Here is a 20,375-nt window from a genome sequence, read left to right on the forward strand (position 1 = left end):
CGATGGATGTCTTTGCAGAATACGGACACGCGATTGCCTCGGTGGTGATCTTCACCCTGATCGTTTTGTTCATGGCGCCCTTCACGGCGCTGGCCAAGCAAAGCAAAGGTCTGGCTCCGGGGGCCACACCCGAACAGGATTATTCAGACAAAGCCTATCGGTTGAACCGGGCCTATCTGAACGGAACCGAAACGCTTCCGGCCTTTGCTGCGGTCACCTTTGCGGCGATCCTGTTGGCGGCAAGCCCGTTTTGGGTGAACCTGCTGGCCTCGGTCGCGCTGGTCGCGCGGCTGGTGATGTTGATCGTGCATATTCGCGGAATTGGCAGTCCGAACAGCGGCTTGCGCTCAGTTCTTTATGTATTGGGCTGGGCGTGTATGTTCGTGATTGGCATCATGTCGCTGGTGGCGGCGTTCTGATGGTGCGATCGGAACGTCATAACTGTTTCGACGGTCACAGCCGGTTTGGACGTGCGGGTGTGATTGCCGCGCTTGTTGCTGTTTCAATGATTGCCGGATGCGGCAACACGATCAAATCATCAGCCGAACGCGTTGCTTTTGATGGTCATGTCTTTCGTGCCAGCGCTAAACAAACAGCCAAACGGACTCAGCCCGCAGCGTTCAGCGTAACGGTCAATGGTGTTTCGAAATCTTTTGATGGTGCGCGAGAGGCGGGCAGACACGAAGGAATCCGGTTCTGCATTCGCAACTTCGGATCATCGCGCATCGACTGGAGCGTCGGGCCGGACACTGAGCAGCTTCAGGTCGAAAACGACAAACTGACCTTCGTGGGGCGTTGCCAACGACCATGAGCGTTTCATTGACATATCCGACCTCTGGCCAGCCGCTGCTATTGCATAGCAGTGCCGAGCAGCCCCGTCTTGGAGGTTCCAAGACGAAGGGATATGTCATGTCTGTATTGAAAATAGTTGCCTTGTCGGCAGCGATGGTCGTTCCTGCCGCAGCTGAGGCGAAACCACCCCTGCGCGACGTGTCGGAAATAGACGACGAGCTGTACTATATCGCGGTCGCAAACGAGATTTCTGAGTACTGTCCCACAATCAGTGGTCGCCGTTTGAAAGCAATCAGTGTGTTGTGGAGTTTGCGCTCGAAAGCCAACCAGCTTGGGTACTCGGACAGCGAGATCCGGTCCTATGTTGAATCGGATGCCGAAAAGGATCGGATGCGCGCCAAGGGCGAAGCCTATCTTGCCGATAACGGCGTTACCTATGAAAAACCGAATTCATTCTGCGCCTTGGGGCAGAAGGAAATCCAAAGAAACAGCGCCATAGGCGTGTATTTGAAGGCGAAGTGAAAGCCATGTCTGACCTCCGCAAGATCAATATCGATGGGCAGGAAATCGAAGTCGATGGTGCGATGACCTTGATCCAGGCCTGCGAAGAGGCCGGGATCGAAGTGCCGCGTTTCTGCTATCATGAACGTCTTTCGATCGCCGGCAACTGCCGGATGTGTCTGGTTGAGGTCGTGGGTGGCCCGCCGAAACCTGCGGCGTCCTGTGCGATGCAAGTCCGTGATTTGCGACCGGGGCCCGAAGGGCAGCCGCCGGTGGTCAAGACGAACTCTCCTATGGTCAAGAAGGCCCGAGAAGGGGTGATGGAGTTCCTACTGATCAACCATCCGCTGGATTGTCCGATTTGCGACCAGGGCGGTGAGTGCGATCTACAAGATCAGGCGATGGCCTATGGCGTCTCGGGGTCGCGCTTCAAAGAAGCCAAGCGCGCGGTGGATGATCTGGATCTGGGGCCACTGGTGGGTACCGCGATGACCCGCTGCATCAGTTGCACCCGCTGTGTGCGTTTCACCACCGAAGTCGCAGGGATCACCCAAATGGGTCAGACCGGGCGCGGTGAAGATGCCGAGATCACCTCGTATCTTGACCAGACGCTGCAATCGAACCTGCAAGGCAACATCATTGATTTGTGCCCGGTGGGTGCGCTGACCTCGAAGCCCTATGCCTTTACCGCTCGCCCGTGGGAGCTGACCAAGACCGAGAGCATCGATGTGATGGATGCATTGGGCTCGAACATCCGGGTCGATACCAAAGGGCGCGAGGTGATGCGCTTTCTGCCGCGCAACCATGATGGTGTGAACGAAGAGTGGATCAGCGACAAGACCCGCTTTGTCTGGGATGGCCTGCGCCGTCAGCGGTTGGACAAGCCATATGTGCGCGAAAACGGCAAGCTGCGCCCGGCGTCGTGGGCTGAGGCCTTGGGCAAAGCCGCCGAGGCGCTGAAAGGGGCCGAAAAGCCGGCAGGTATCGTCGGCGATCTGGCCCCGGTCGAGGCTGCTTTTGCGCTTAAACAGATGATCGAGGGGCAGGGCGGTGTTGTCGAGTGCCGCACCGATGGGGCCAAACTGCCTGCGGGCAACCGTGCGGCCTATGCCGGGACCGCAGCGATTGAGGACATCGACAGCGCCGAGCGTATTCTGCTGATCGGAACCAACCCGCGCGAAGAGGCTCCGGTGCTGAACGCGCGGATCCGAAAGGCGTGGGCGCATGGGGCTGAAGTGGCCTTGGTGGGTCCCGCCGTCGATCTGACCTACGCCTATCACCATATGGGTGACGACCGCGCTGCGCTGCAACAGGTTGTCGATATGGGCGGTGATGACGAGATCAAGGGCAAGCCGTCGCTGGTGATCATCGGCCAAGGCGCATTGCAAGAGGCCGACGGGGCGGCGGTTCTTGCCGCGGCGCAAACCATTGCTGCCACTACGGAAAGCGGTCTGATCGTCCTGCACACTGCCGCTGGTCGTGTTGGCGCCATGGATGTGGATGCCACCAACGCAGAGGGTATGGACGCCGTGAGCGCGGCGGATGTGATCTATAACCTCGGCGCGGATGAGGTCGAGATCGGTGAGGGCGCTTTTGTCATCTATCAGGGCAGCCATGGCGACCGGGGCGCGCATCGCGCAGATGTGATCCTGCCGGGTGCGGCCTATACCGAGGAAAACGGGTTGTTCGTAAACACCGAAGGCCGTCCGCAACTGGCCATGCGCGCCGGGTTTGCACCGGGCGAGGCAAAGGAAAACTGGGCCATCCTGCGGGCTTTGTCCGCCGAGCTGGGCGCGACACTGCCCTATGATTCTCTGGCCCAACTGCGCAACGCGCTGATCGAGGCCGTGCCGCATCTGGCCCGTATCGATGAGGTTATCGAAAACGAAGTTCAAGCGCCTGAGACCGGAACATTCGGCGATGCCAGCTTCCGCTATGCCATCAAGGATTTCTATCTGACCAACCCGATCGCGCGGGCCTCGCAACTGATGGCCGAGCTATCGGCACAGGCGCAAGCGCTGAAATCTCAAAAGATCGCGGCAGAATGATACAAAGCGGTTTCATATCGCATCTGAGCGCGGCGGGTTTCGGGCCCGATGTCGCGCAAAATTTGCGCGTGAAACCAAAGAAAAAGGGTAGCGCACGGGGAACAGATGCTGTTTACACCAACGCGCCGACCCAGCCGCAATATGCGCAGGCACATGGCCTTTGCATCGCGCGCGGAAAACGGAATACCCACGGTGTGAGGACCAATGGCTGAATTCTTTAACACCCCGGGCGGAATAGCCCTCATCATCCTGGCGCAAGTGCTTGCGGTTGTGGCCTTTGTGATGATTTCGCTGTTGTTCCTTGTCTATGGTGACCGCAAGATCTGGGCCGCCGTACAGATGCGCCGGGGTCCGAACGTGGTAGGTGCCTATGGCCTGCTGCAAACCGTGGCTGATGCGCTGAAATATGTGGTCAAAGAGGTGGTGATCCCGGCGGGTGCTGACCGTACCGTGTTCATCCTCGCGCCGCTCACCTCGTTTGTGCTGGCCATGGTCGCCTGGGCGGTGATCCCGCTGAACGATGGCTGGGTGCTGTCGGACATCAACGTCGCGATCCTCTATGTCTTCGCCATCTCCTCACTAGAGGTTTATGGCGTGATTATGGGCGGTTGGGCGTCGAACTCAAAGTACCCTTTCCTGGGTTCGTTGCGCTCGGCGGCGCAGATGATTTCCTATGAAGTCTCCATCGGTCTGATCATCATCGGCGTCATCATCTCGACCGGCTCGATGAATTTCGGCGCGATTGTCGAGGCGCAAGATGGCCGGTTCGGGTTCTTCAGCTGGTACTGGCTGCCGCATTTCCCGATGGTCTTCCTGTTCTTCATCTCGGCGCTGGCTGAAACCAACCGGCCTCCGTTCGACCTGCCCGAAGCGGAATCGGAACTGGTGGCCGGATACCAGGTCGAATATTCGGCCACACCATTCCTGCTGTTCATGGCTGGCGAATACATTGCCATCTTCCTGATGTGTGCCCTCACCACGCTGCTGTTCTTCGGCGGCTGGCTGTCGCCGATCCCGGGCCTGCCCGACGGTGTGCTGTGGATGGTCGCCAAGATGGCGTTCTTCTTCTTCCTTTTCGCGATGGTCAAGGCGATCACGCCCCGCTACCGCTATGACCAGCTGATGCGGTTGGGCTGGAAAGTCTTCCTGCCCTTCTCGCTGGCCTGGGTGGTGTTTGTAGCCTTCGCGGCAAGGTTCGACTGGTTCTGGGGCTCGTTTGCCCGTTGGAGCGTAGGAGGCTGATATGACACAAATCGACTACACCCGCGCTGCCAAGTATTTCCTGCTGCAAGATTTCTGGGTCGGCATGAAACTGGGGCTGAAGTATTTCTTTGCCCCCAAGGCCACCGTGAACTATCCGCATGAAAAGGGCCCGCTGAGCCCTCGGTTCCGCGGAGAACATGCCCTGCGCCGTTATCCGAATGGTGAAGAGCGCTGCATCGCCTGCAAACTCTGTGAGGCGATTTGCCCTGCGCAGGCTATCACCATCGACGCCGAGCCACGCGAGGACGGCTCGCGCCGCACCACGCGTTATGACATCGACATGACCAAATGCATCTATTGCGGCTTCTGCCAAGAGGCGTGCCCGGTCGATGCTATCGTCGAAGGCCCGAATTTCGAATTCGCGACGGAAACCCGGGAAGAGCTGTTCTACGACAAGGAAAAGCTGCTGGATAACGGCGAGCGCTGGGAAGCCGAGATCGCTCGCAACCTGGAACTGGACGCGCCCTACAGATGACTGACGCGCCCTTAAACCCGTTCGAGCTGATGATGCGTCAGGCGCAGGATATGGCCAAGGCGATGAACCCGGCGATGGAGAGCTTCTCGCCCAAAGGGTTCGAGGCGCTGTGGCCGACCATGCCCAAAGAGGTCATGGAGATGATGTTCGGCAACACCGTCAACCCCGACGGTCTGGATGCCAAGACCCGCTTGCTGCTGACGCTGGCCGGGCTGACCTGTCAGGGTGCGCAGGCCGACACCGCCGTGCGCCAGACTGTCCGCCACGCGCTCGAGGCAGGGGCCAAGAAACAAGAGATCGTGGAAACGATCGGTCAGATGTCGGTCTTTGCCGGCATCCCGGCCATGACCCGCGCGCTGGATCTGGCGCAAGAGGTTCTGGGCGATAACGAGGATGAGGATCAATGACCGTCTTTGCCTTCTATCTGTTTGCCATCAGCGCCATTACCGGCGGGCTGTTCACGGTGATCAGCCGTCAGCCGGTGCACTCGGTGCTGTGGCTGATCCTGGCCTTCCTGTCCTCGGCGGGGCTGTTTGTGCTGCTGGGGGCCGAGTTCGTGGCGATGCTGCTGATCATCGTCTATGTCGGCGCGGTCGCGGTTCTGTTCCTGTTCGTTGTGATGATGCTGGACGTGGATTTTGCCGAGCTCAAGGCCGAGATGGCGCGCTATATGCCATTGGCCCTGCTGATCGGCCTGGTCATCCTGATGCAGTTTGTCATGGCCTTCGGAGCCTGGGACAGCGCCCAAGGGGTTGAGGCCAATCTGGCCCAGCCGGTTCCGGTGGACCGCCACAACACCGAGGCGCTGGGCGTCATCCTTTACGATCAATATTTCCTTCTGTTCCAACTGGCGGGCCTGATCCTGCTGGTCGCCATGATCGGCGCCATCGTTCTGACCCTGCGCCACCGTCAGGACATCAAGCGCCAGGACATCGTCGGCCAGATGATGCGCGACCCGGCCAAGGCGATGGAGCTGAAGGACGTGAAACCGGGGCAGGGGTTGTGAGATTTGTGATGGCAATCGGCATTCCGATCACGATTATTGCCAGCGGTCAGGAGCTACGGGCGGCTGAAGAGCCTATCGACAAAAACGCGCGCGCCGAAATATGCGTTTTCGAAGACTGGCACTTTACAGACTTTAGACCCACTGACTTGGGTAATGGAGTGGTTGGCGCATTGAGTACTGGCACTACGGGCGTTGGTATGTTTAGCGTTTGGACTGCGAGTGATTGCGAAACTGGTCAGAACCTGGACGTGACCTTTAATAAAGTGCTCTGGGGCGGGCATCCTGAAGTTCTTGCTATTCCCGATCAAGACGAGTTGCGTGTCGTTCCTGATCGCACTAACGCGCAAGAAGAGTTCCTTTCCAGAGCGGTCTCAATGGAAGAGGCAACTATACAAAAGTTGCATGATCTTGCGAAAGAAAGCGAAATCTCCGCTGATTTTGAAAGAAGCAACGAAGAGACTTGTGGATGCGCTGCGTTCTATCCGGAAATGGTTGGTGACAAGAAACCATCTCGGATGCGCGATGAAATGCCGACATGGGGCAAACAAAAATGATCGGACTTGAACACTATCTTACGGTCGCGACGACGTTGTTCGTCATCGGCATCTTCGGTCTCTTCCTGAACCGCAAGAACGTCATCATCCTGCTGATGAGCATCGAGCTGATGCTGCTGGCGGTGAATATCAACCTTGTGGCGTTTTCCAGCTTCCTGGGCGATCTGGTCGGGCAGGTGTTTACGCTGTTTGTGTTGACCGTTGCGGCGGCCGAGGCGGCGATTGGTCTGGCCATACTGGTCTGCTTCTTCCGCAACCGCGGTACCATCGCGGTTGAAGACGTCAATATGATGAAGGGCTAAGAGCACTATGGAAACCACCATCCTCTTCGCCCCGCTGGTGGGCGCGCTGATCTGCGGGTTTGGCTGGAAGTTCATTGGCGAGAAAGCCGCCATGTGGACGGCCACGGGCCTGTTGTTTCTGGCCTGTCTGCTGTCGTGGATCGTGTTCCTTGGCTTTGACGGCCAGACGCAACAGATCGAGATCCTGCGCTGGATCGAGAGCGGCTCGCTCTCGACAAGCTGGGCCATTCGTCTGGACCGGTTGACCGCGATCATGCTGATCGTGGTGACGACCGTCTCGGCGCTCGTGCACCTTTATTCCTTTGGCTACATGGATCACGACCCGCAATGGCGCGAGGGTGAGAGCTATAAGCCGCGTTTCTTTGCCTATCTGTCCTTCTTCACCTTCGCTATGCTGATGCTGGTGACGGCGGATAATCTGGTGCAGATGTTCTTTGGCTGGGAAGGCGTGGGCGTCGCATCCTACCTGCTGATCGGGTTCTATTATCGCAAACCCAGTGCCAATGCGGCGGCGATGAAAGCGTTCATCGTCAACCGGGTGGGGGACTTTGGCTTTGCGCTGGGGATCTTCGCGATCTTCCTGCTGACCGACAGCATCAACTTCTCGGATATCTTTGCGTCGGCCTCGACCCTGTCGGAGACGCTGTTGCATTTCCTCTGGGGGGAATGGAACGCGGTTGAGGTGATCTGCGTGCTGCTGTTCATCGGTGCGATGGGCAAGTCGGCGCAGCTGATCCTGCACACCTGGCTGCCGGACGCGATGGAGGGCCCGACGCCTGTGTCGGCCCTGATCCACGCCGCGACCATGGTGACGGCAGGTGTTTTCCTGGTCTGCCGCATGTCGCCTCTGATGGAGTTCGCGCCGGGCGCGACCGGGTTCATCACCTTCCTTGGGGCCTCGACTGCCTTCTTTGCCGCGACCGTAGGTCTGGTACAAACCGACATCAAACGCGTCATCGCCTATTCTACTTGCTCTCAGCTGGGCTATATGTTCGTGGCGGCTGGCGTTGGGATGTATTCGGCGGCGATGTTCCACCTGCTGACGCACGCGTTCTTCAAGGCCTTGCTGTTCCTTGGCGCCGGTTCTGTGATCCACGCGATGCATCACGAGCAGGAGATGACCGAGTATGGCGGGCTGCGCAAAAAGATCCCCTATACGTTCTGGGCGATGATGATCGGCACGCTGGCCATCACCGGTGTTGGGATCCCGCTAACCACCTTTGGATTTGCAGGCTTCCTGTCGAAAGACGCCATTATCGAAAGCGCCTTTGCCGGTGGCACCGGCTATGCCTTCTGGATGCTGGTGATAGCGGCGGTGTTCACCTCGTTCTACAGCTGGCGTTTGATCTTCCTGACCTTCTATGGTGAGCCGCGCGGTGACAAGCACACGCATGATCACGCGCATGAAAGCCCAAAGGTCATGCTGATCCCGCTGGGCGTTTTGTCTCTGGGTGCGGTGTTTGCCGGGATGATCTGGTACAACAATTTCTTCGGTCACACCGACAAGGTCGGCAAGTTCTACGGCATCCCGGTGGCGGAAGCGTCAGAGCATGGTGAGGGCCACTCCGCTGATACGCATGCCGCGCATGAGGAAGATGGAACCGCAGACGCCCATCACGGTGATGACGCCCACGCAGATGACAGTCATGCCGATGAGGGACATGGCGCAGAAGGTCATGGTGAGAAAGACGCCCATGGCGACCATCATTATGTGTTTGCCGGAGAACCGGGGGAAGGCGCGCTCTATATGGCGCCGGACAATACCGTGCTGGATGATGCGCACGCGGTTCCGAAATGGGTCAAGGTCTCACCTTTTGTGGCCATGCTGCTGGGCTTTGTCGTCGCCTATTGGTTCTATATCGTGAATACCTCTCTACCCGCACGTTTGGCGGCGAACCAGCGACCGCTTTATCTGTTCCTGCTGAACAAGTGGTATTTTGACGAGATCTATGACGCGATCTTTGTCAAACCCACTGTCGCGATCGGGCGGTTCTTCTGGAAGCGCGGGGATGGCAACACGATCGACGGCTTCCTCAACGGGATTGCGATGGGTGTTGTGCCCTTCTTCACCCGCCTCGCAGGCAAGGCGCAGACCGGCTACATCTTTACTTACGCCTTCTGGATGGTCTTGGGCATCGCGGCCCTGATCACCTGGATGTCTATCGGCGGGGGCGCGAACTAATGGATAATATCCTCTCCATGGTCACTTTCATTCCTGCGATTGCGGCAGGTCTGATGGCGCTGTTCCTGCATGGGAACGACGCGGCGGCCCAGCGAAACGCGAAGTGGATCGCGTTGCTTGCCACCACCGTGACCTTTTTTGTGTCGATTGGCATTTATACCGGCTTTGACCCGTCCAACACCGGGTTTCAGATGGTGGAAGAGGCCGAGTGGCTTTTGGGGCTGAAATACAAGATGGGTGTGGACGGTATCAGCATCCTGTTTGTGCTGCTGACCACCTTCATCATGCCGCTTACCATTCTGGCCAGCTGGCAGGTTACCGACCGTGTCAAGGAATACATGATCGCCTTCCTGTTGCTGGAAACGCTGATGCTGGGCGTGTTCATGGCGCTGGATCTGGTGCTGTTCTATCTGTTCTTCGAGGCTGGCCTGATCCCGATGTTCCTGATCATCGGTATCTGGGGTGGGGCGAACCGGATCTATGCCAGCTTCAAGTTCTTCCTCTATACCTTCCTCGGTTCCGTTCTCATGCTGGTGGCGATGGTTGCGATGTATGCCGATGCGGGCACCACGGATATCGAGGCGCTGATGAGCCATCAGTTCTCGTCTGATGGGTTCAGCGTTCTGGGCGTCTATATCGTGGGCGGCATGCAGACCCTGATGTTCCTGGCTTTCTTCGCGTCCTTCGCGGTGAAAATGCCAATGTGGCCGGTTCACACCTGGCTGCCGGATGCGCACGTGCAAGCCCCCACAGCGGGCTCGGTTGTGCTTGCGGCGATTCTGCTGAAAATGGGCGGCTATGGCTTCTTGCGGTTCAGCCTGCCGATGTTCCCTGTGGGCTCTTCGGTGATGACTGATCTGGTGCTGTGGATGTCGGCCATCGCGGTGGTCTACACCTCGCTGGTCGCATTGGTGCAGGAGGATATGAAAAAGCTGATCGCATATTCCTCGGTCGCGCATATGGGCTTTGTCACCATGGGCATTTTTGCAGCGAACCAGCAGGGCATTGACGGCGCGATCTTCCAGATGATCAGCCACGGGTTCATCTCGGCAGCACTCTTCCTGTGTGTGGGCGTCATCTATGACCGGATGCACACGCGTGACATCGACGCCTATGGCGGCCTGGTTATTCGGATGCCTGCCTACGCGCTGGTCTTCATGCTGTTCACGATGGCAAATGTCGGCCTTCCGGGCACGTCCGGCTTCATCGGCGAATTCCTGACCCTTATGGGCGCGTTCCAGGTGAACACCTGGGTGACAGCGGTGGCCGCGACCGGGGTGATCTTTTCGGCGGGCTATGCTCTGTGGCTTTATCGCCGGGTCGTCTTTGGTGACCTGATCAAGGAAAGCCTCAAGTCCATCACCGACATGAGCGCGCGTGAGCGGTTGATCTTTGCGCCTTTGATCGTGATGACGATCCTGCTGGGGGTTTACCCGTCGCTGGTCACGGATGTGATTGGCAATTCCACGGCAGCCCTGATTTCGAACTATGACACGGCTCTGACTGCGGCAGAGGCCGCGACCCAGACCGCCGCATCGCATTAAGGAGGCTTTGGAGACATGATCCAGGCTGATCTGACCGTAATCCTGCCAGAGATCATTCTGGCCGTGTATGCGATGGCCGCGCTGATCGGGGCTGTTTACACCACCAAAGACAAGCTGGCCCCGGCTCTGGTCTGGGTCACCGCCGGACTGATGGCTGCGCTGTCCTTTTGGATCGCGACCAATGGTGAAGGAACGAATGTGGCCTTCAACGGAATGTTTGTCGATGACGGCTTTGCCCGCTTTGCCAAGGTCGCCATTCTGCTGTCCGCAGCGGCTGTATTGCTGATGAGCCAGGAGTATATGGCGCGCCGGGATCTGTTGCGTTTCGAATACCCTTTGCTGGTCGCCCTGGCCGCGGTTGGCATGATGATGATGGTCAGCGCAGGCGATCTGATGTCGCTCTATATGGGGCTCGAACTGCAGTCGCTGGCGCTTTATGTCGTGGCCGCGCTGCGGCGTGACAGTGCCAAATCGACCGAGGCGGGGTTGAAGTATTTTGTGCTGGGCGCGCTCAGCTCGGGCCTGCTGCTCTATGGTGCGTCGCTGGTCTATGGCTTTACAGGCACCACGCTGTTCTCGGGTATCATCGCGACGGTGCAGGCAGGGGACGTGTCTCTTGGCCTGTTGTTTGGTCTGATCTTCCTGATCTCGGGTCTGGCCTTCAAGGTCTCGGCGGTTCCGTTCCACATGTGGACGCCCGACGTGTACGAAGGCTCACCAACGCCCATCACCGCGTTCTTTGCGACCGCGCCCAAAGTGGCGGCCATGGCGCTGTTTGCGCGGCTGTTGCATGACGCCTTTGGGGGTATCGTGAAAGACTGGCAGCAGGTGATTGTGCTGTTGTCGGTTCTGTCGATGCTGCTGGGTGCGATTGCAGCGATTGGGCAGCGGGACATCAAGCGGCTGATGGCATTTTCGTCGATTGCTCATATGGGTTATGCGCTAATTGGTTTGGCCGCAGGGACCGAGATGGGCATCAAGGCGATGCTGATGTATCTGGCGATCTATGTGACGATGAATATCGGAACCTTCGCCTTCATTCTGATGATGGAACGCGATGGCAAACCTGTCACTGATATCGACGCGCTGCGGCAGTTTTCCAAACGTGATCCGGGCAAGGCGCTGGCTGTGCTGATCCTGATGTTCAGCCTTGCCGGCGTGCCTCCGATGTTGGGCTTCTTCGCTAAGTTCGGCGTGTGGCAAGCCGGTGTCAGCGCAGGCCTGACCGGATTGGTCATCGTGTCGGCCATCGCCTCTGTGATCGGTGCGTTCTATTACCTGCGGATCGTGTTCTACATGTATTTCGGGGATGAAAACGAAGATCCGATCGAAACCCGCTCGACCCCGGTTCTGTGGGGCGCTCTGATGGGCTCGGCAGCGTTGATGCTGATCGGCGTGTTCTATCAGTTCGGCGTCGAAGGCGCGGCGGCAGCAGCGGCGGCAACGCTTGTCAACTGACCCAGGATCACAACAGACATGGGAGGCTCGGTCAGGTGACCGGGCCTTTTTGACATGAGCGATTGGCCACAGGGATACGGGTTGCACATTGTGCAAGAGGTGGACAGCACCTTGAACGAGGCCGCGCGCATTGCCCCAACCGCCACCGGCCCGGTGTGGATCTTGGCACACCACCAAACCGCAGCACGCGGGCGGCGCGGACGCGCATGGACGCACCCCAAGGGCAATCTGGCGGCAACCTTGCTTTTGCGCCCGGATGAGCCGCCGGAGAAAGCGGCCTTGCGCAGCTTTCTGGCCTCCTTGGCGTTGTTCGATGCCTGTGTCTCGGTCACAGGTCGCGCCACTGGGCTGGCGCTGAAATGGCCCAATGACGTGTTGCTGAACGGCGGCAAGCTTGCAGGCATCTTGTTGGAAAGCACCGGGCAGGGTCGGGGTCTGTCACATCTGGCGATTGGCATTGGCGTGAACCTGTCCGAGGCTCCGGGTGCAGATCAGGTTGAACCCGGCGCTGTGCGCCCCGTCTCGTTGCTGTCAGAGACCGGAGCGCATGTCACGCCCGAGGATTTTCTAACCGAGTTGGCCGCAGCCTATGCGCAGTATGAAACACAGTTCGCCACCTATGGCTTCGCGCCCATCCGCACAGCCTGGCTGTCGCGCGCGGCCCGGCTGGGAGAGGTCATCACCGCCCGTACCGCTACGTCGGAAACTGTCGGAACCTTTGAAACGGTGGACGCCGGTGGCAACCTTATCCTAAACACCGCCAAGGGCCGGGTCAGCATTCCGGCGGCCGAGATTTACTTCTGAAAGGGGCAAACGATGCTTCTGGCGATAGATTGCGGAAATACCAACACCGTTTTCTCGATTTGGGATGGCGAGAAGTTCCTGTGTACCCTGCGCACTTCGACCCACCATTCGCGCACAGCGGACGCCTATTTCACCTGGTATTCCACGCTGGTGAAGCATTACGGGATCGAGGCCAACATAACGGATGTCATCATCTCTTCCACGGTGCCCCGGGTCGTGTTCAACCTGCGGGTTTTTGCGGATCGTTTCTTTGGGTGCCGCCCGCTGGTGGTGGGCAAGCCGGAAACCCTTTTGCCCTTCCAGCCCCGTGTCGACGAAGGCACTCAGGTTGGCCCTGACCGTCTGGTCAACACCGCAGGCGCTTTTGATCGGCATGGTGGCGATCTGATCGTGGTGGATTTTGGCACGGCAACCACCTTTGACGTGGTGGCGCATGATGGCGCGTATGTGGGCGGCGTTATCGCCCCGGGTGTGAACCTGAGCCTTGAGGCCCTGCACCTTGCTGCTGCGGCATTGCCGCATGTCGACATTTCCAAGCCGCAGAAGGTAATTGGCACCAACACCGTCGAATGTATGCAATCGGGTGTGTTCTGGGGCTATGTCGGGCTGGTGCGCGAGATCTGCGACAGGATCAAAGGCGAGGCCGGTGTGCCCATGAAAGTGATATCCACCGGTGGCCTCGCGCCGTTGTTCCAACAGGCGGCCGAACTATTTGATGCTTTTGAAGATGATCTGACGATGCACGGTCTGACCGTGATCCATCGCTATAACAAGGAAAATGGCTCCGCATGAGCAATGAACGACTGATCTACCTGCCGCTGGGTGGGGCGGGTGAAATAGGTATGAATGCCTATGTCTATGGCTATGGCGCACCGGGAAAAGAGCGTCTGATCCTGGTGGACCTTGGGGTTGCGTTCCCTGACATGGACAGCTCACCCGGGGTTGATCTGATCTTTGCAGACATCACCTGGCTCAAGGAACGTGCCGATCAGCTTGAGGCCGTCTTTGTCACGCACGCGCATGAGGACCATGTTGGCGCCGTGGCCCATTGCTATGAAGCCTTGGGCGCACCGATCTATGCGCGCGCGTTCACCGCCAATATCGCGCGGCGCAAGATGGAGGAACATGGCAATCCGGTTGAGGCAGTACGCACCGCCTCGGCCTGGCCCGAACAGATTGAGCTTGGGCCGTTCAAGGTGGGCTTTCTGCCTGTCTCGCATTCGATCCCTGAAAGTGCCGGGTTGATTATCGACAGCCCTGCGGGCCGGGTCGTGCATACAGGCGATTTCAAGCTTGATCCCAATCCGATTGTGGGTGAGCCGTTTGACGCAGACCTGTGGGCCGAAGTGGCCAAGCCCGGCGTCAAGGCGCTGGTCTGTGACAGTACCAATGTTTTTTCAAACCACGCAGGCCGCTCTGAATCCGAAGTTGGACCCGAGATCACGCGGCTGGTCAGCGAAGCGTCGGGCATGGTGGTAGCCACAACATTTGCGTCGAACGTGGCGCGGGTGAAGACCTTGGCCGAAGCCGGGCAGCGGGCCGGGCGTTCGGTTGTGTTGCTGGGTCGCGCGATGCGGCGGATGATCGAGGCCGCGACCGAAACGGGTATTCTGGGTGACTTTCCCAAAGTAATCAGTGCCGAACAGGCATCTGAGGTTCCACGCGAAAACCTGATGCTGATCGTCACCGGCAGCCAGGGCGAACGCCGCGCAGCCAGTGCGCAACTGGCGCGTGGCAAATATCTTGGGCTTGAGGTGAAAGAGGGTGATCTGTTCCTGTTTTCCTCCAAGACCATTCCAGGCAACGAACGCGGTGTCATCCGCATCATCAACCAATTCAGCGAAAAAGGCGTGGATGTGGTTGATGACAGCTCGGGGCTGTATCACGTGTCCGGCCACGCCAACCGCCCGGATCTTGAACAGGTGCATAAGTTGATTGACCCGCAAATGGTGATCCCGATGCATGGCGAACACCGTCACCTGCGCGAGCACGTCAAGCTGGCTGAATCAGGCGGGCGCACGGGTGTATTGGCGGTGAACGGCACCATGCTGGACCTGACAGGCAACGCGCCGACGGTTGCGGATTACATTGAAACCGGCAGAACCTATCTGGATGGATCTGTGCAGATTGGTGCGTTGGACGGTGTGGTGCGCGATCGCATCCGCATGGCGCTGAACGGGCACGTTACAGTGACTGTCATTCTGGACGAAGAGGATGAGCCGCTGGGCGAGCCTTGGTGTGACACGATTGGCCTGCCTGAAACCGGATCGTCACGCGCAGCATTGGTCGAGGTGCTGGAAGAAGACCTCAATCAGTTCCTGATGCGGGCAGAGGCCAAGACTTTGCGCGATGACGACCAGTTGGAGGAAGCCTTGCGGCGCATTGTCCGCCAAAGCGCCAAGTCGGAACTGGGTAAAAAGCCGGAAGTGACGGTTGTGATCAGCCGTATGCGCGCCTGAACTTTAGTCAGCCTGCGGCATGGGATAGCCTTTCAGCCGCAGGAACAGGCTGGCCTCTTCGTTGTTGAGGAAAAACGGGACGCTGTTTGGCGGTTCGGCGTCCGCCGCCCGGGCTGCGACTTCCGCCAGCACCACTTCGGTGATGAATGGCAAGTCAAAGTCGCGAGCGTCGCGGATCTTGATCCATTGCAAATGTGACAACTCGTCTGAGGCATGGGCGAAATCATCCAAGTCCCCGGAGATATCATCCGCGTCGACCAGAAAAAACCGTGCATCAAACCGGCGCGGGCGCCCCGGTGGGGTCAACGCGCGGAAGACAAACTGAAGCGATTGCGCGGACGGCAGAAACCCCATCGCGGCAAAGCTTTGCCAATCTGGCGGAACAGGGTCCGACCACTGGCCGGGCTGACCCAGGATAAGGCCTGTCTCTTCCCAAAGCTCTCGGATCGCGGCCACCGCCAGCGCGTTTTCTAAACCCGGCTCGGACCGGTGCGATAACCTCTCATGACATATGGTCGGAAGGGGTGAGGCAAGGCCGATACTTGCATCGTCGACATCGACCGCACCGCCCGGAAAGACAAATTTGTTCGGCATAAAGGCTGCAGACGCGCCCCGTTGCCCCATCAGAATCGACGGATCACCTGTGCGATCTCGCAATACGATGACTGTTGCAGCATTGCGGATTGCAGCCTTGTCTGCACTCATGCGGTTTTGCCAAATCCATGCATGCGTCGTGCCCATTGATAGGCAACCACCACCCCTTTGAGCCGTGGCAGCAAATACAGGGACAGGGCAACACAGCCTATGGAAAAGGCGATGGCCATGACCCAAGGGTCCGGACGCCAGTGTACATAGGACACGTGCAGCGCCGGGGCCAGCAAATGCCCGACGATGAGAATGGTCAGATAGGCGGGGCCGTCATCTGCACGATGGTGAAACAGCTCTTCTCCGCAATGGGCGCAGCTGTCGTTGACCTTCAGATAACTGTGCAGCAGGCTGCCTTCGCCACATTTGGGGCACTTGCACCGAAAACCCTTGAGCAAAGCTGGTTTGGTTGGGCGCTCTTGTTCGACTGTGCCGTTGATCGTCTGGTCTGTCATCCTGATACTCGCGCGATTTGGTGCTCAGTATATAGCGCCGTCGTGACCATGTTGAAACGGGGGTGCGTCGCTTTGTGCAGGTCGGCACCAGCTTAGCAAGCTTGCGAATTTCGGAAAGGGGCAAAAAACTTTGACGAAAAGCGACGGAAACAGGCGGTGGTGTCGTTTGACTTGACATCAACAGCGGCACAGAGCCGCACAGTCAAAGGAAAACGACATGAAAACGGTAGGTTTTATCTCGGCGATTGTTGTAACAGCTATCGCGGTCACGGGGTCATCGGCTCTGGCCAAAGGGGGACGTGACAGGGCGCTTCCGACGTTTCAGGAATTGGACGCGAATGGCGATGGTGTGATTTCTGAGGCAGAGGTCACGGCCTTTGGCCAACAGCGCTTTGGCGCGGCGGATACCGATGGTGACGGCCAGCTGAGTCTGGAGGAATTGCAGGCATCGGCACAGGCACGGGCCTCGGAACGTGCAAGCAAGATGTTTGACAAGCATGACGTCAACCAAGACGGCTTTCTCAGCACAGACGAGTTGCCCAAACCGCGCCGCGGCGCGAAGATGTTCGAACGGATCGATGCGGATGGGAATGGCACGATCTCGGAACAGGAATACGCGGATGCCCAAGACAAGATGGAACGCCGGCACAAGCGCAAGGGTGCGCCGGACGCTGACAGCAACTGATGCGGGATGGAGGATCTGACCTCCCAGACGTCTCTGTCGTGCGGCGAGGATCTCGCTGCGCAAAGGCTCAGCGACGCCCAGTTGCTGAGCCGGTTTGCCGATGGTGATGCCCATGCGGCGCGGGTGTTGACGGATCGGTTGGGGCCGCGCAGTTATTTGGTTGCCATGCGCATTCTGGGCAATCGGGCCGAGGCGGAAGACGTAACGCAAGAGGCGATGATGCGGCTTTGGCAGATTGCACCCGATTGGGTGGCCGGGCAGGCGCAGGTTTCGACATGGCTCTATCGCGTGACACTGAATCTGTGTGTAGATCTCAGGCGTCGAAGGCGGCCCACTGCGTTGGAAGATGCGCCTGAACCCGAAGACGGTGCAGCCAGCGTCGCAGAGCAGATGCAGGACATGGCCCGTAGGGACGCGTTGCAGCAGGCGCTGGACCAGTTGCCCGAGCGACAGCGGCAGGTGGTTGTTCTGCGCCATATCGAGGAATTGTCTAATCCGGAGATTGCCGTGATCATGGATATTTCGGTCGAGGCGGTCGAAAGTTTGACAGCGCGTGGCAAACGGTCTCTGACTGCCATTCTGGCGGGGCGCAAAGATGAATTGGGGTATGAAAATGGCTGACCAAGACGAGTTGGAAATTCTGTTTGCCCAAGCGCGGCAGGACCGACCCGCGTTGCCTGAAGCGCTCGCGGTTCGTATCGAAACCGATGCCGAAGCCGTACGTCTGGCGCGTCAGGCACCTGCACCGAAACCCAATCGGCGCTGGTGGCAGGATCTCGGGGGATGGCGCGGTCTTAGCGGTTTGGCCGCAGCGAGTGTCGCCGGGGTCTGGATCGGTTTTTCGGCCCCGTCCTTTCTGCCGGATCCAGCGGATTACCTGGTGTCGCAGGATGCCAGCTTTTTGGTGGCAGACTTGAATTTGGATTTTGAAGACCTGGAGGACACGGAATGAGTGAAGCTCCCACACGCAAACGCAAATGGATGAAGGTTTGGCTGGTGGCGTCACTGGCGGTGAACCTTTTGGTCGTCGGCGTGGTCGTTGGGACTGCCCTGCGCTTTTCCAAAGGAGATCCGGGCCGCGTCCCTCCTGGCTTTGGCTACGGTCTTTACAAGGCGTTGCCAAAGGATGACCGCAAGGCCCTCCGCGCGCAGCTTGGGGATGCGCGCACTTTGGGCTCTGGGCGCCGACAGCAGGATTTCGATGCATTGAATGCAGCGCTACAAGCCGTACCATTCGAGCCTGAAGACGTTCAGGTGTTGCTGGATCAGCAGGCTAAAGCCTCAGCTGACTTGCGCGAGACGTTGCACCGGCTTTGGCTGGAACAGATCATCGCAATGAACGACGAAGAACGCGCGGCCTATGCCGAGCGCCTAAGCGAAATTGCCCGCCGTGTGCCGAAAGGCAGAAAGGGCAAAGACAAACCCTAAGCTGCTGTTTTCCCGATCTGAACCTGATTTCGACCCGCTTGTTTGGCAGCGTAGAGCGCCTGATCAGCTGACCGGATCAGGTGATCAATCGGGTCCTTTTCCAGTTGCCCGGACAATTGAGGCGGTTCGCAGAGGTTGACGCCCACGCTGATCGTGGCGGTTATCAAACTGTGTTGATCCGGAAGCAGGAACGGCGTGTTGCAGATGCAATTGCACACCACATCCGCCAGCTCCAACGCCTGCATCGAGGTGGTTTCGGGAAGAACGATCATAAATTCTTCACCACCAATCCGTGCAGCAAACCCCTTTTTCCCGATCGCGGATTTCAGACGGCGTGCAGTTTCCGTCAGCACCAGATCCCCACCAGCGTGACCAAAACGGTCATTGATGGTTTTGAAATGGTCCAGGTCGGCCAGCATGACCGCAAAGCCACGCCCGGATTGCAGGGATTGGCGGGTGATCTGAGCCATTGCCCGCATGGCATAGCGGCGATTGTGCAGCCCCGTCAGAGGATCTGTAAGCGCGTCGGCAAGCCCTTCGCGCATGGTTGCGCGTAAGTTGTCGTCCCGGGATTTACGGGCAATCAACGCCTCAAGCCGCAGCGCGATTTCGTCGGCATCAAACCCGCTCATACAGACCGCATCGGCCCCTCGATCCAGTGCCTCGGCGGCGAGGTTTGTGTTTTCATCCTCTAACACGGCAATCAGCACCGTTTGCCGTGTTGCGCGGCGCGACCGGAGGTCAGCCAGGATGCTCAGCCCATCGCCTTCGCGCCGCATCTTTACGATAACCGCGTTTGGAAGTGTCCCGGACAGCAGCCCGCTCAGGTTCATTCGGGTGTGGCAACTGACGGAATAAGTCGTGCGCTCGGCCAGAGCGTTGCGCCACAGCATACTCATCTGCGCGGATTGAGACAGAATGGCGACATGGCTGATGCTGTGGGCCAGCAACAGATCCGCTGCCGGTTCTGCAAAGCCCATTGTTTGCGGGTCGTTCCCGATACGCAGCTCTTGCCGTTCGGCCCGTGCGCGCAGCAAGCTGCGTACACGGGCCAGCAATAGCGTATCTTTAAAAGGATGCTCGATCGCATCGTCCAACCCTGCGGCCAGGGCCTGCATTCGCGCCGATTTATCATTCTGCGGAACGATCGCAACAATCGGTACGTCTTCGAGTTTGGGATCCGAGGCCAGCAGCTTTTTCACATCTTCGGCGGTCCCATCCGGTAGGCTTTGTGCCGTGAGCACCAGGTCAGGTCGCACCCTGCGCAGAAGCGCCGCCAATCCGTCCAGGCATTCGGCTTGCACAACCTGATACCAGGCTGCGGTCAATTGAACCTTCAGCATGATGCGATTGGTCGAAACCCCGTCGAGGACGAGTATGGTGCCTTGTAGGGACATAGCATCTCACCGTTGGATTGCATGCGTGTCCAAAGTGTTTATGAGTCTGGTTAACAAACCCTTTCCAAATGACTTACGAAGGCGAGTTTATGCCGATCTCTGCAAGTAACGCCGAAACTCTTGCCTTGAATGTTTTGGGTTGGCTGGTCGCCAATGACGAGCTTTTGCCCGTGTTTCTTGGCGCGACAGGTGCGTCCGAACAGGACTTGCGCGAGCGGGCAGGCGAGCCAGAGTTTCTGATATCCGTGCTTGAGTTTCTTTTGATGGACGATTCGTGGGTTATGTCGTTTTGTGACGCCAATTCCGTTCCTTACGAGTTGCCTGGCCAGGCGCGTGCGCTATTGGCAGGGGATTCCGAGATGCATTGGACTTAACCC

24 protein-coding genes are annotated in these 20,375 nt (G+C 58.5%); 21 read left to right on the forward strand and 3 right to left on the reverse strand.

Features of this window, described 5'->3' with window-relative positions; genetic code table 11:
- Positions 1–2 precede the first annotated feature (2 nt).
- The 16 genes from GOX45_RS00585 (at position 3) to GOX45_RS00660 (ending at position 15,388) form a co-directional block, all read left to right on the forward strand.
- Positions 3–419, forward strand: a complete 417-nt coding sequence (locus GOX45_RS00585) for an MAPEG family protein (RefSeq protein WP_171096960.1) — start codon at positions 3–5, stop codon at positions 417–419.
- A gap of 59 nt (positions 420–478) precedes the next feature.
- Positions 479–811: a hypothetical protein gene (locus GOX45_RS00590; protein ID WP_371808929.1), complete on the forward strand. Its 333-nt coding sequence runs from the start codon at positions 479–481 to the stop codon at positions 809–811.
- A complete protein-coding gene (locus tag GOX45_RS00595; RefSeq protein ID WP_371808930.1) occupies positions 808–1,314 on the forward strand; it encodes a DUF5333 domain-containing protein in 507 nt (168 codons plus the stop codon). Before GOX45_RS00590 ends, GOX45_RS00595 begins: the two co-directional genes overlap by 4 nt.
- 5 nt (positions 1,315–1,319) lie before the next feature.
- Positions 1,320–3,341: an NADH-quinone oxidoreductase subunit NuoG gene (gene nuoG / locus GOX45_RS00600; RefSeq protein ID WP_171096962.1), complete on the forward strand. Its 2,022-nt coding sequence runs from the start codon at positions 1,320–1,322 to the stop codon at positions 3,339–3,341.
- Positions 3,342–3,545: 204 nt separating this feature from the next.
- Positions 3,546–4,583 carry an NADH-quinone oxidoreductase subunit NuoH gene (nuoH, locus tag GOX45_RS00605; RefSeq protein ID WP_171096964.1) on the forward strand — a complete coding sequence of 346 codons (1,038 nt, stop codon included), beginning with the start codon at positions 3,546–3,548 and terminating at the stop codon, positions 4,581–4,583.
- Position 4,584: 1 nt separating this feature from the next.
- Positions 4,585–5,079: an NADH-quinone oxidoreductase subunit NuoI gene (gene nuoI, locus GOX45_RS00610; RefSeq protein WP_170570317.1), complete on the forward strand. Its 495-nt coding sequence runs from the start codon at positions 4,585–4,587 to the stop codon at positions 5,077–5,079.
- Positions 5,076–5,486 carry a carboxymuconolactone decarboxylase family protein gene (locus GOX45_RS00615; protein WP_171096966.1) on the forward strand — a complete coding sequence of 137 codons (411 nt, stop codon included), beginning with the start codon at positions 5,076–5,078 and terminating at the stop codon, positions 5,484–5,486. The genes nuoI and GOX45_RS00615 overlap by 4 nt, the downstream gene beginning before the upstream one ends.
- Positions 5,483–6,085, forward strand: coding sequence for an NADH-quinone oxidoreductase subunit J (locus GOX45_RS00620; RefSeq protein ID WP_171096968.1), 603 nt, complete (start codon positions 5,483–5,485; stop codon positions 6,083–6,085). Before GOX45_RS00615 ends, GOX45_RS00620 begins: the two co-directional genes overlap by 4 nt.
- Before the next feature lie 8 nt (positions 6,086–6,093).
- On the forward strand, positions 6,094–6,639 hold the full coding sequence (locus GOX45_RS00625) for a hypothetical protein (RefSeq protein ID WP_171096969.1): 546 nt from the start codon (positions 6,094–6,096) through the stop codon (positions 6,637–6,639).
- Positions 6,636–6,941, forward strand: coding sequence for an NADH-quinone oxidoreductase subunit NuoK (nuoK, locus tag GOX45_RS00630; protein WP_171096971.1), 306 nt, complete (start codon positions 6,636–6,638; stop codon positions 6,939–6,941). The genes GOX45_RS00625 and nuoK overlap by 4 nt, the downstream gene beginning before the upstream one ends.
- A gap of 7 nt (positions 6,942–6,948) precedes the next feature.
- Positions 6,949–9,123, forward strand: a complete 2,175-nt coding sequence (gene nuoL / locus GOX45_RS00635; RefSeq protein ID WP_171096973.1) for an NADH-quinone oxidoreductase subunit L — start codon at positions 6,949–6,951, stop codon at positions 9,121–9,123.
- Positions 9,123–10,667 carry an NADH-quinone oxidoreductase subunit M gene (locus tag GOX45_RS00640; protein WP_171096975.1) on the forward strand — a complete coding sequence of 515 codons (1,545 nt, stop codon included), beginning with the start codon at positions 9,123–9,125 and terminating at the stop codon, positions 10,665–10,667. The genes nuoL and GOX45_RS00640 overlap by 1 nt, the downstream gene beginning before the upstream one ends.
- Before the next feature lie 15 nt (positions 10,668–10,682).
- Positions 10,683–12,125, forward strand: a complete 1,443-nt coding sequence (gene nuoN / locus GOX45_RS00645; RefSeq protein WP_171096977.1) for an NADH-quinone oxidoreductase subunit NuoN — start codon at positions 10,683–10,685, stop codon at positions 12,123–12,125.
- A 54-nt stretch (positions 12,126–12,179) separates the two neighbouring features.
- The gene (locus GOX45_RS00650; protein ID WP_171096979.1) at positions 12,180–12,929 is read left to right on the forward strand and encodes a biotin--[acetyl-CoA-carboxylase] ligase; all 750 of its coding nucleotides are present in this window, start codon (positions 12,180–12,182) and stop codon (positions 12,927–12,929) included.
- A 12-nt stretch (positions 12,930–12,941) separates the two neighbouring features.
- Positions 12,942–13,721 (forward strand): type III pantothenate kinase, encoded by a 780-nt coding sequence (locus tag GOX45_RS00655; protein ID WP_171096981.1) that lies wholly within the window; start codon positions 12,942–12,944, stop codon positions 13,719–13,721.
- Complete coding sequence (locus GOX45_RS00660; protein WP_171096983.1) at positions 13,718–15,388, forward strand: ribonuclease J; 1,671 nt, start codon at positions 13,718–13,720, stop codon at positions 15,386–15,388. Before GOX45_RS00655 ends, GOX45_RS00660 begins: the two co-directional genes overlap by 4 nt.
- Positions 15,389–15,391: 3 nt before the next feature.
- Here the strand turns inward: GOX45_RS00660 and GOX45_RS00665 are convergent, their stop codons facing one another.
- Both GOX45_RS00665 and GOX45_RS00670 read right to left on the reverse strand, forming a co-directional pair.
- Positions 15,392–16,093: an NUDIX hydrolase gene (locus GOX45_RS00665; RefSeq protein WP_171096985.1), complete on the reverse strand. Its 702-nt coding sequence runs from the start codon at positions 16,091–16,093 to the stop codon at positions 15,392–15,394.
- Positions 16,090–16,488: a DUF983 domain-containing protein gene (locus GOX45_RS00670; RefSeq protein ID WP_171096987.1), complete on the reverse strand. Its 399-nt coding sequence runs from the start codon at positions 16,486–16,488 to the stop codon at positions 16,090–16,092. Before GOX45_RS00670 ends, GOX45_RS00665 begins: the two co-directional genes overlap by 4 nt.
- A 217-nt stretch (positions 16,489–16,705) precedes the next feature.
- Between GOX45_RS00670 and GOX45_RS00675 the strand changes: the two genes are divergently transcribed.
- From GOX45_RS00675 to GOX45_RS00690, 4 genes are read left to right on the forward strand one after another with little or no spacing between them, the layout of a single operon-like run.
- Entirely contained in the window at positions 16,706–17,173 is a 468-nt protein-coding gene (locus GOX45_RS00675; RefSeq protein WP_171096989.1) for an EF-hand domain-containing protein, read from the forward strand.
- A gap of 6 nt (positions 17,174–17,179) precedes the next feature.
- Positions 17,180–17,794: an RNA polymerase sigma factor gene (locus tag GOX45_RS00680; RefSeq protein WP_171096991.1), complete on the forward strand. Its 615-nt coding sequence runs from the start codon at positions 17,180–17,182 to the stop codon at positions 17,792–17,794.
- Positions 17,787–18,125 carry a hypothetical protein gene (locus GOX45_RS00685; protein ID WP_171096994.1) on the forward strand — a complete coding sequence of 113 codons (339 nt, stop codon included), beginning with the start codon at positions 17,787–17,789 and terminating at the stop codon, positions 18,123–18,125. Before GOX45_RS00680 ends, GOX45_RS00685 begins: the two co-directional genes overlap by 8 nt.
- Positions 18,122–18,601 (forward strand): periplasmic heavy metal sensor, encoded by a 480-nt coding sequence (locus GOX45_RS00690; RefSeq protein ID WP_171096996.1) that lies wholly within the window; start codon positions 18,122–18,124, stop codon positions 18,599–18,601. Before GOX45_RS00685 ends, GOX45_RS00690 begins: the two co-directional genes overlap by 4 nt.
- Here the strand turns inward: GOX45_RS00690 and GOX45_RS00695 are convergent.
- Entirely contained in the window at positions 18,598–19,998 is a 1,401-nt protein-coding gene (locus GOX45_RS00695) for a diguanylate cyclase (protein WP_171096998.1), read from the reverse strand. The genes GOX45_RS00690 and GOX45_RS00695 overlap by 4 nt on opposite strands.
- An 89-nt stretch (positions 19,999–20,087) precedes the next feature.
- Between GOX45_RS00695 and GOX45_RS00700 the strand changes: the two genes are divergently transcribed.
- Positions 20,088–20,372 (forward strand): DUF3572 domain-containing protein, encoded by a 285-nt coding sequence (locus tag GOX45_RS00700; RefSeq protein WP_171097000.1) that lies wholly within the window; start codon positions 20,088–20,090, stop codon positions 20,370–20,372.
- Positions 20,373–20,375: the final 3 nt, after the last annotated feature.

It is taken from the genome of Ruegeria sp. HKCCD7255, assembly GCF_013031565.1.
Taxonomy (GTDB): Bacteria; Pseudomonadota; Alphaproteobacteria; order Rhodobacterales; family Rhodobacteraceae; genus Ruegeria.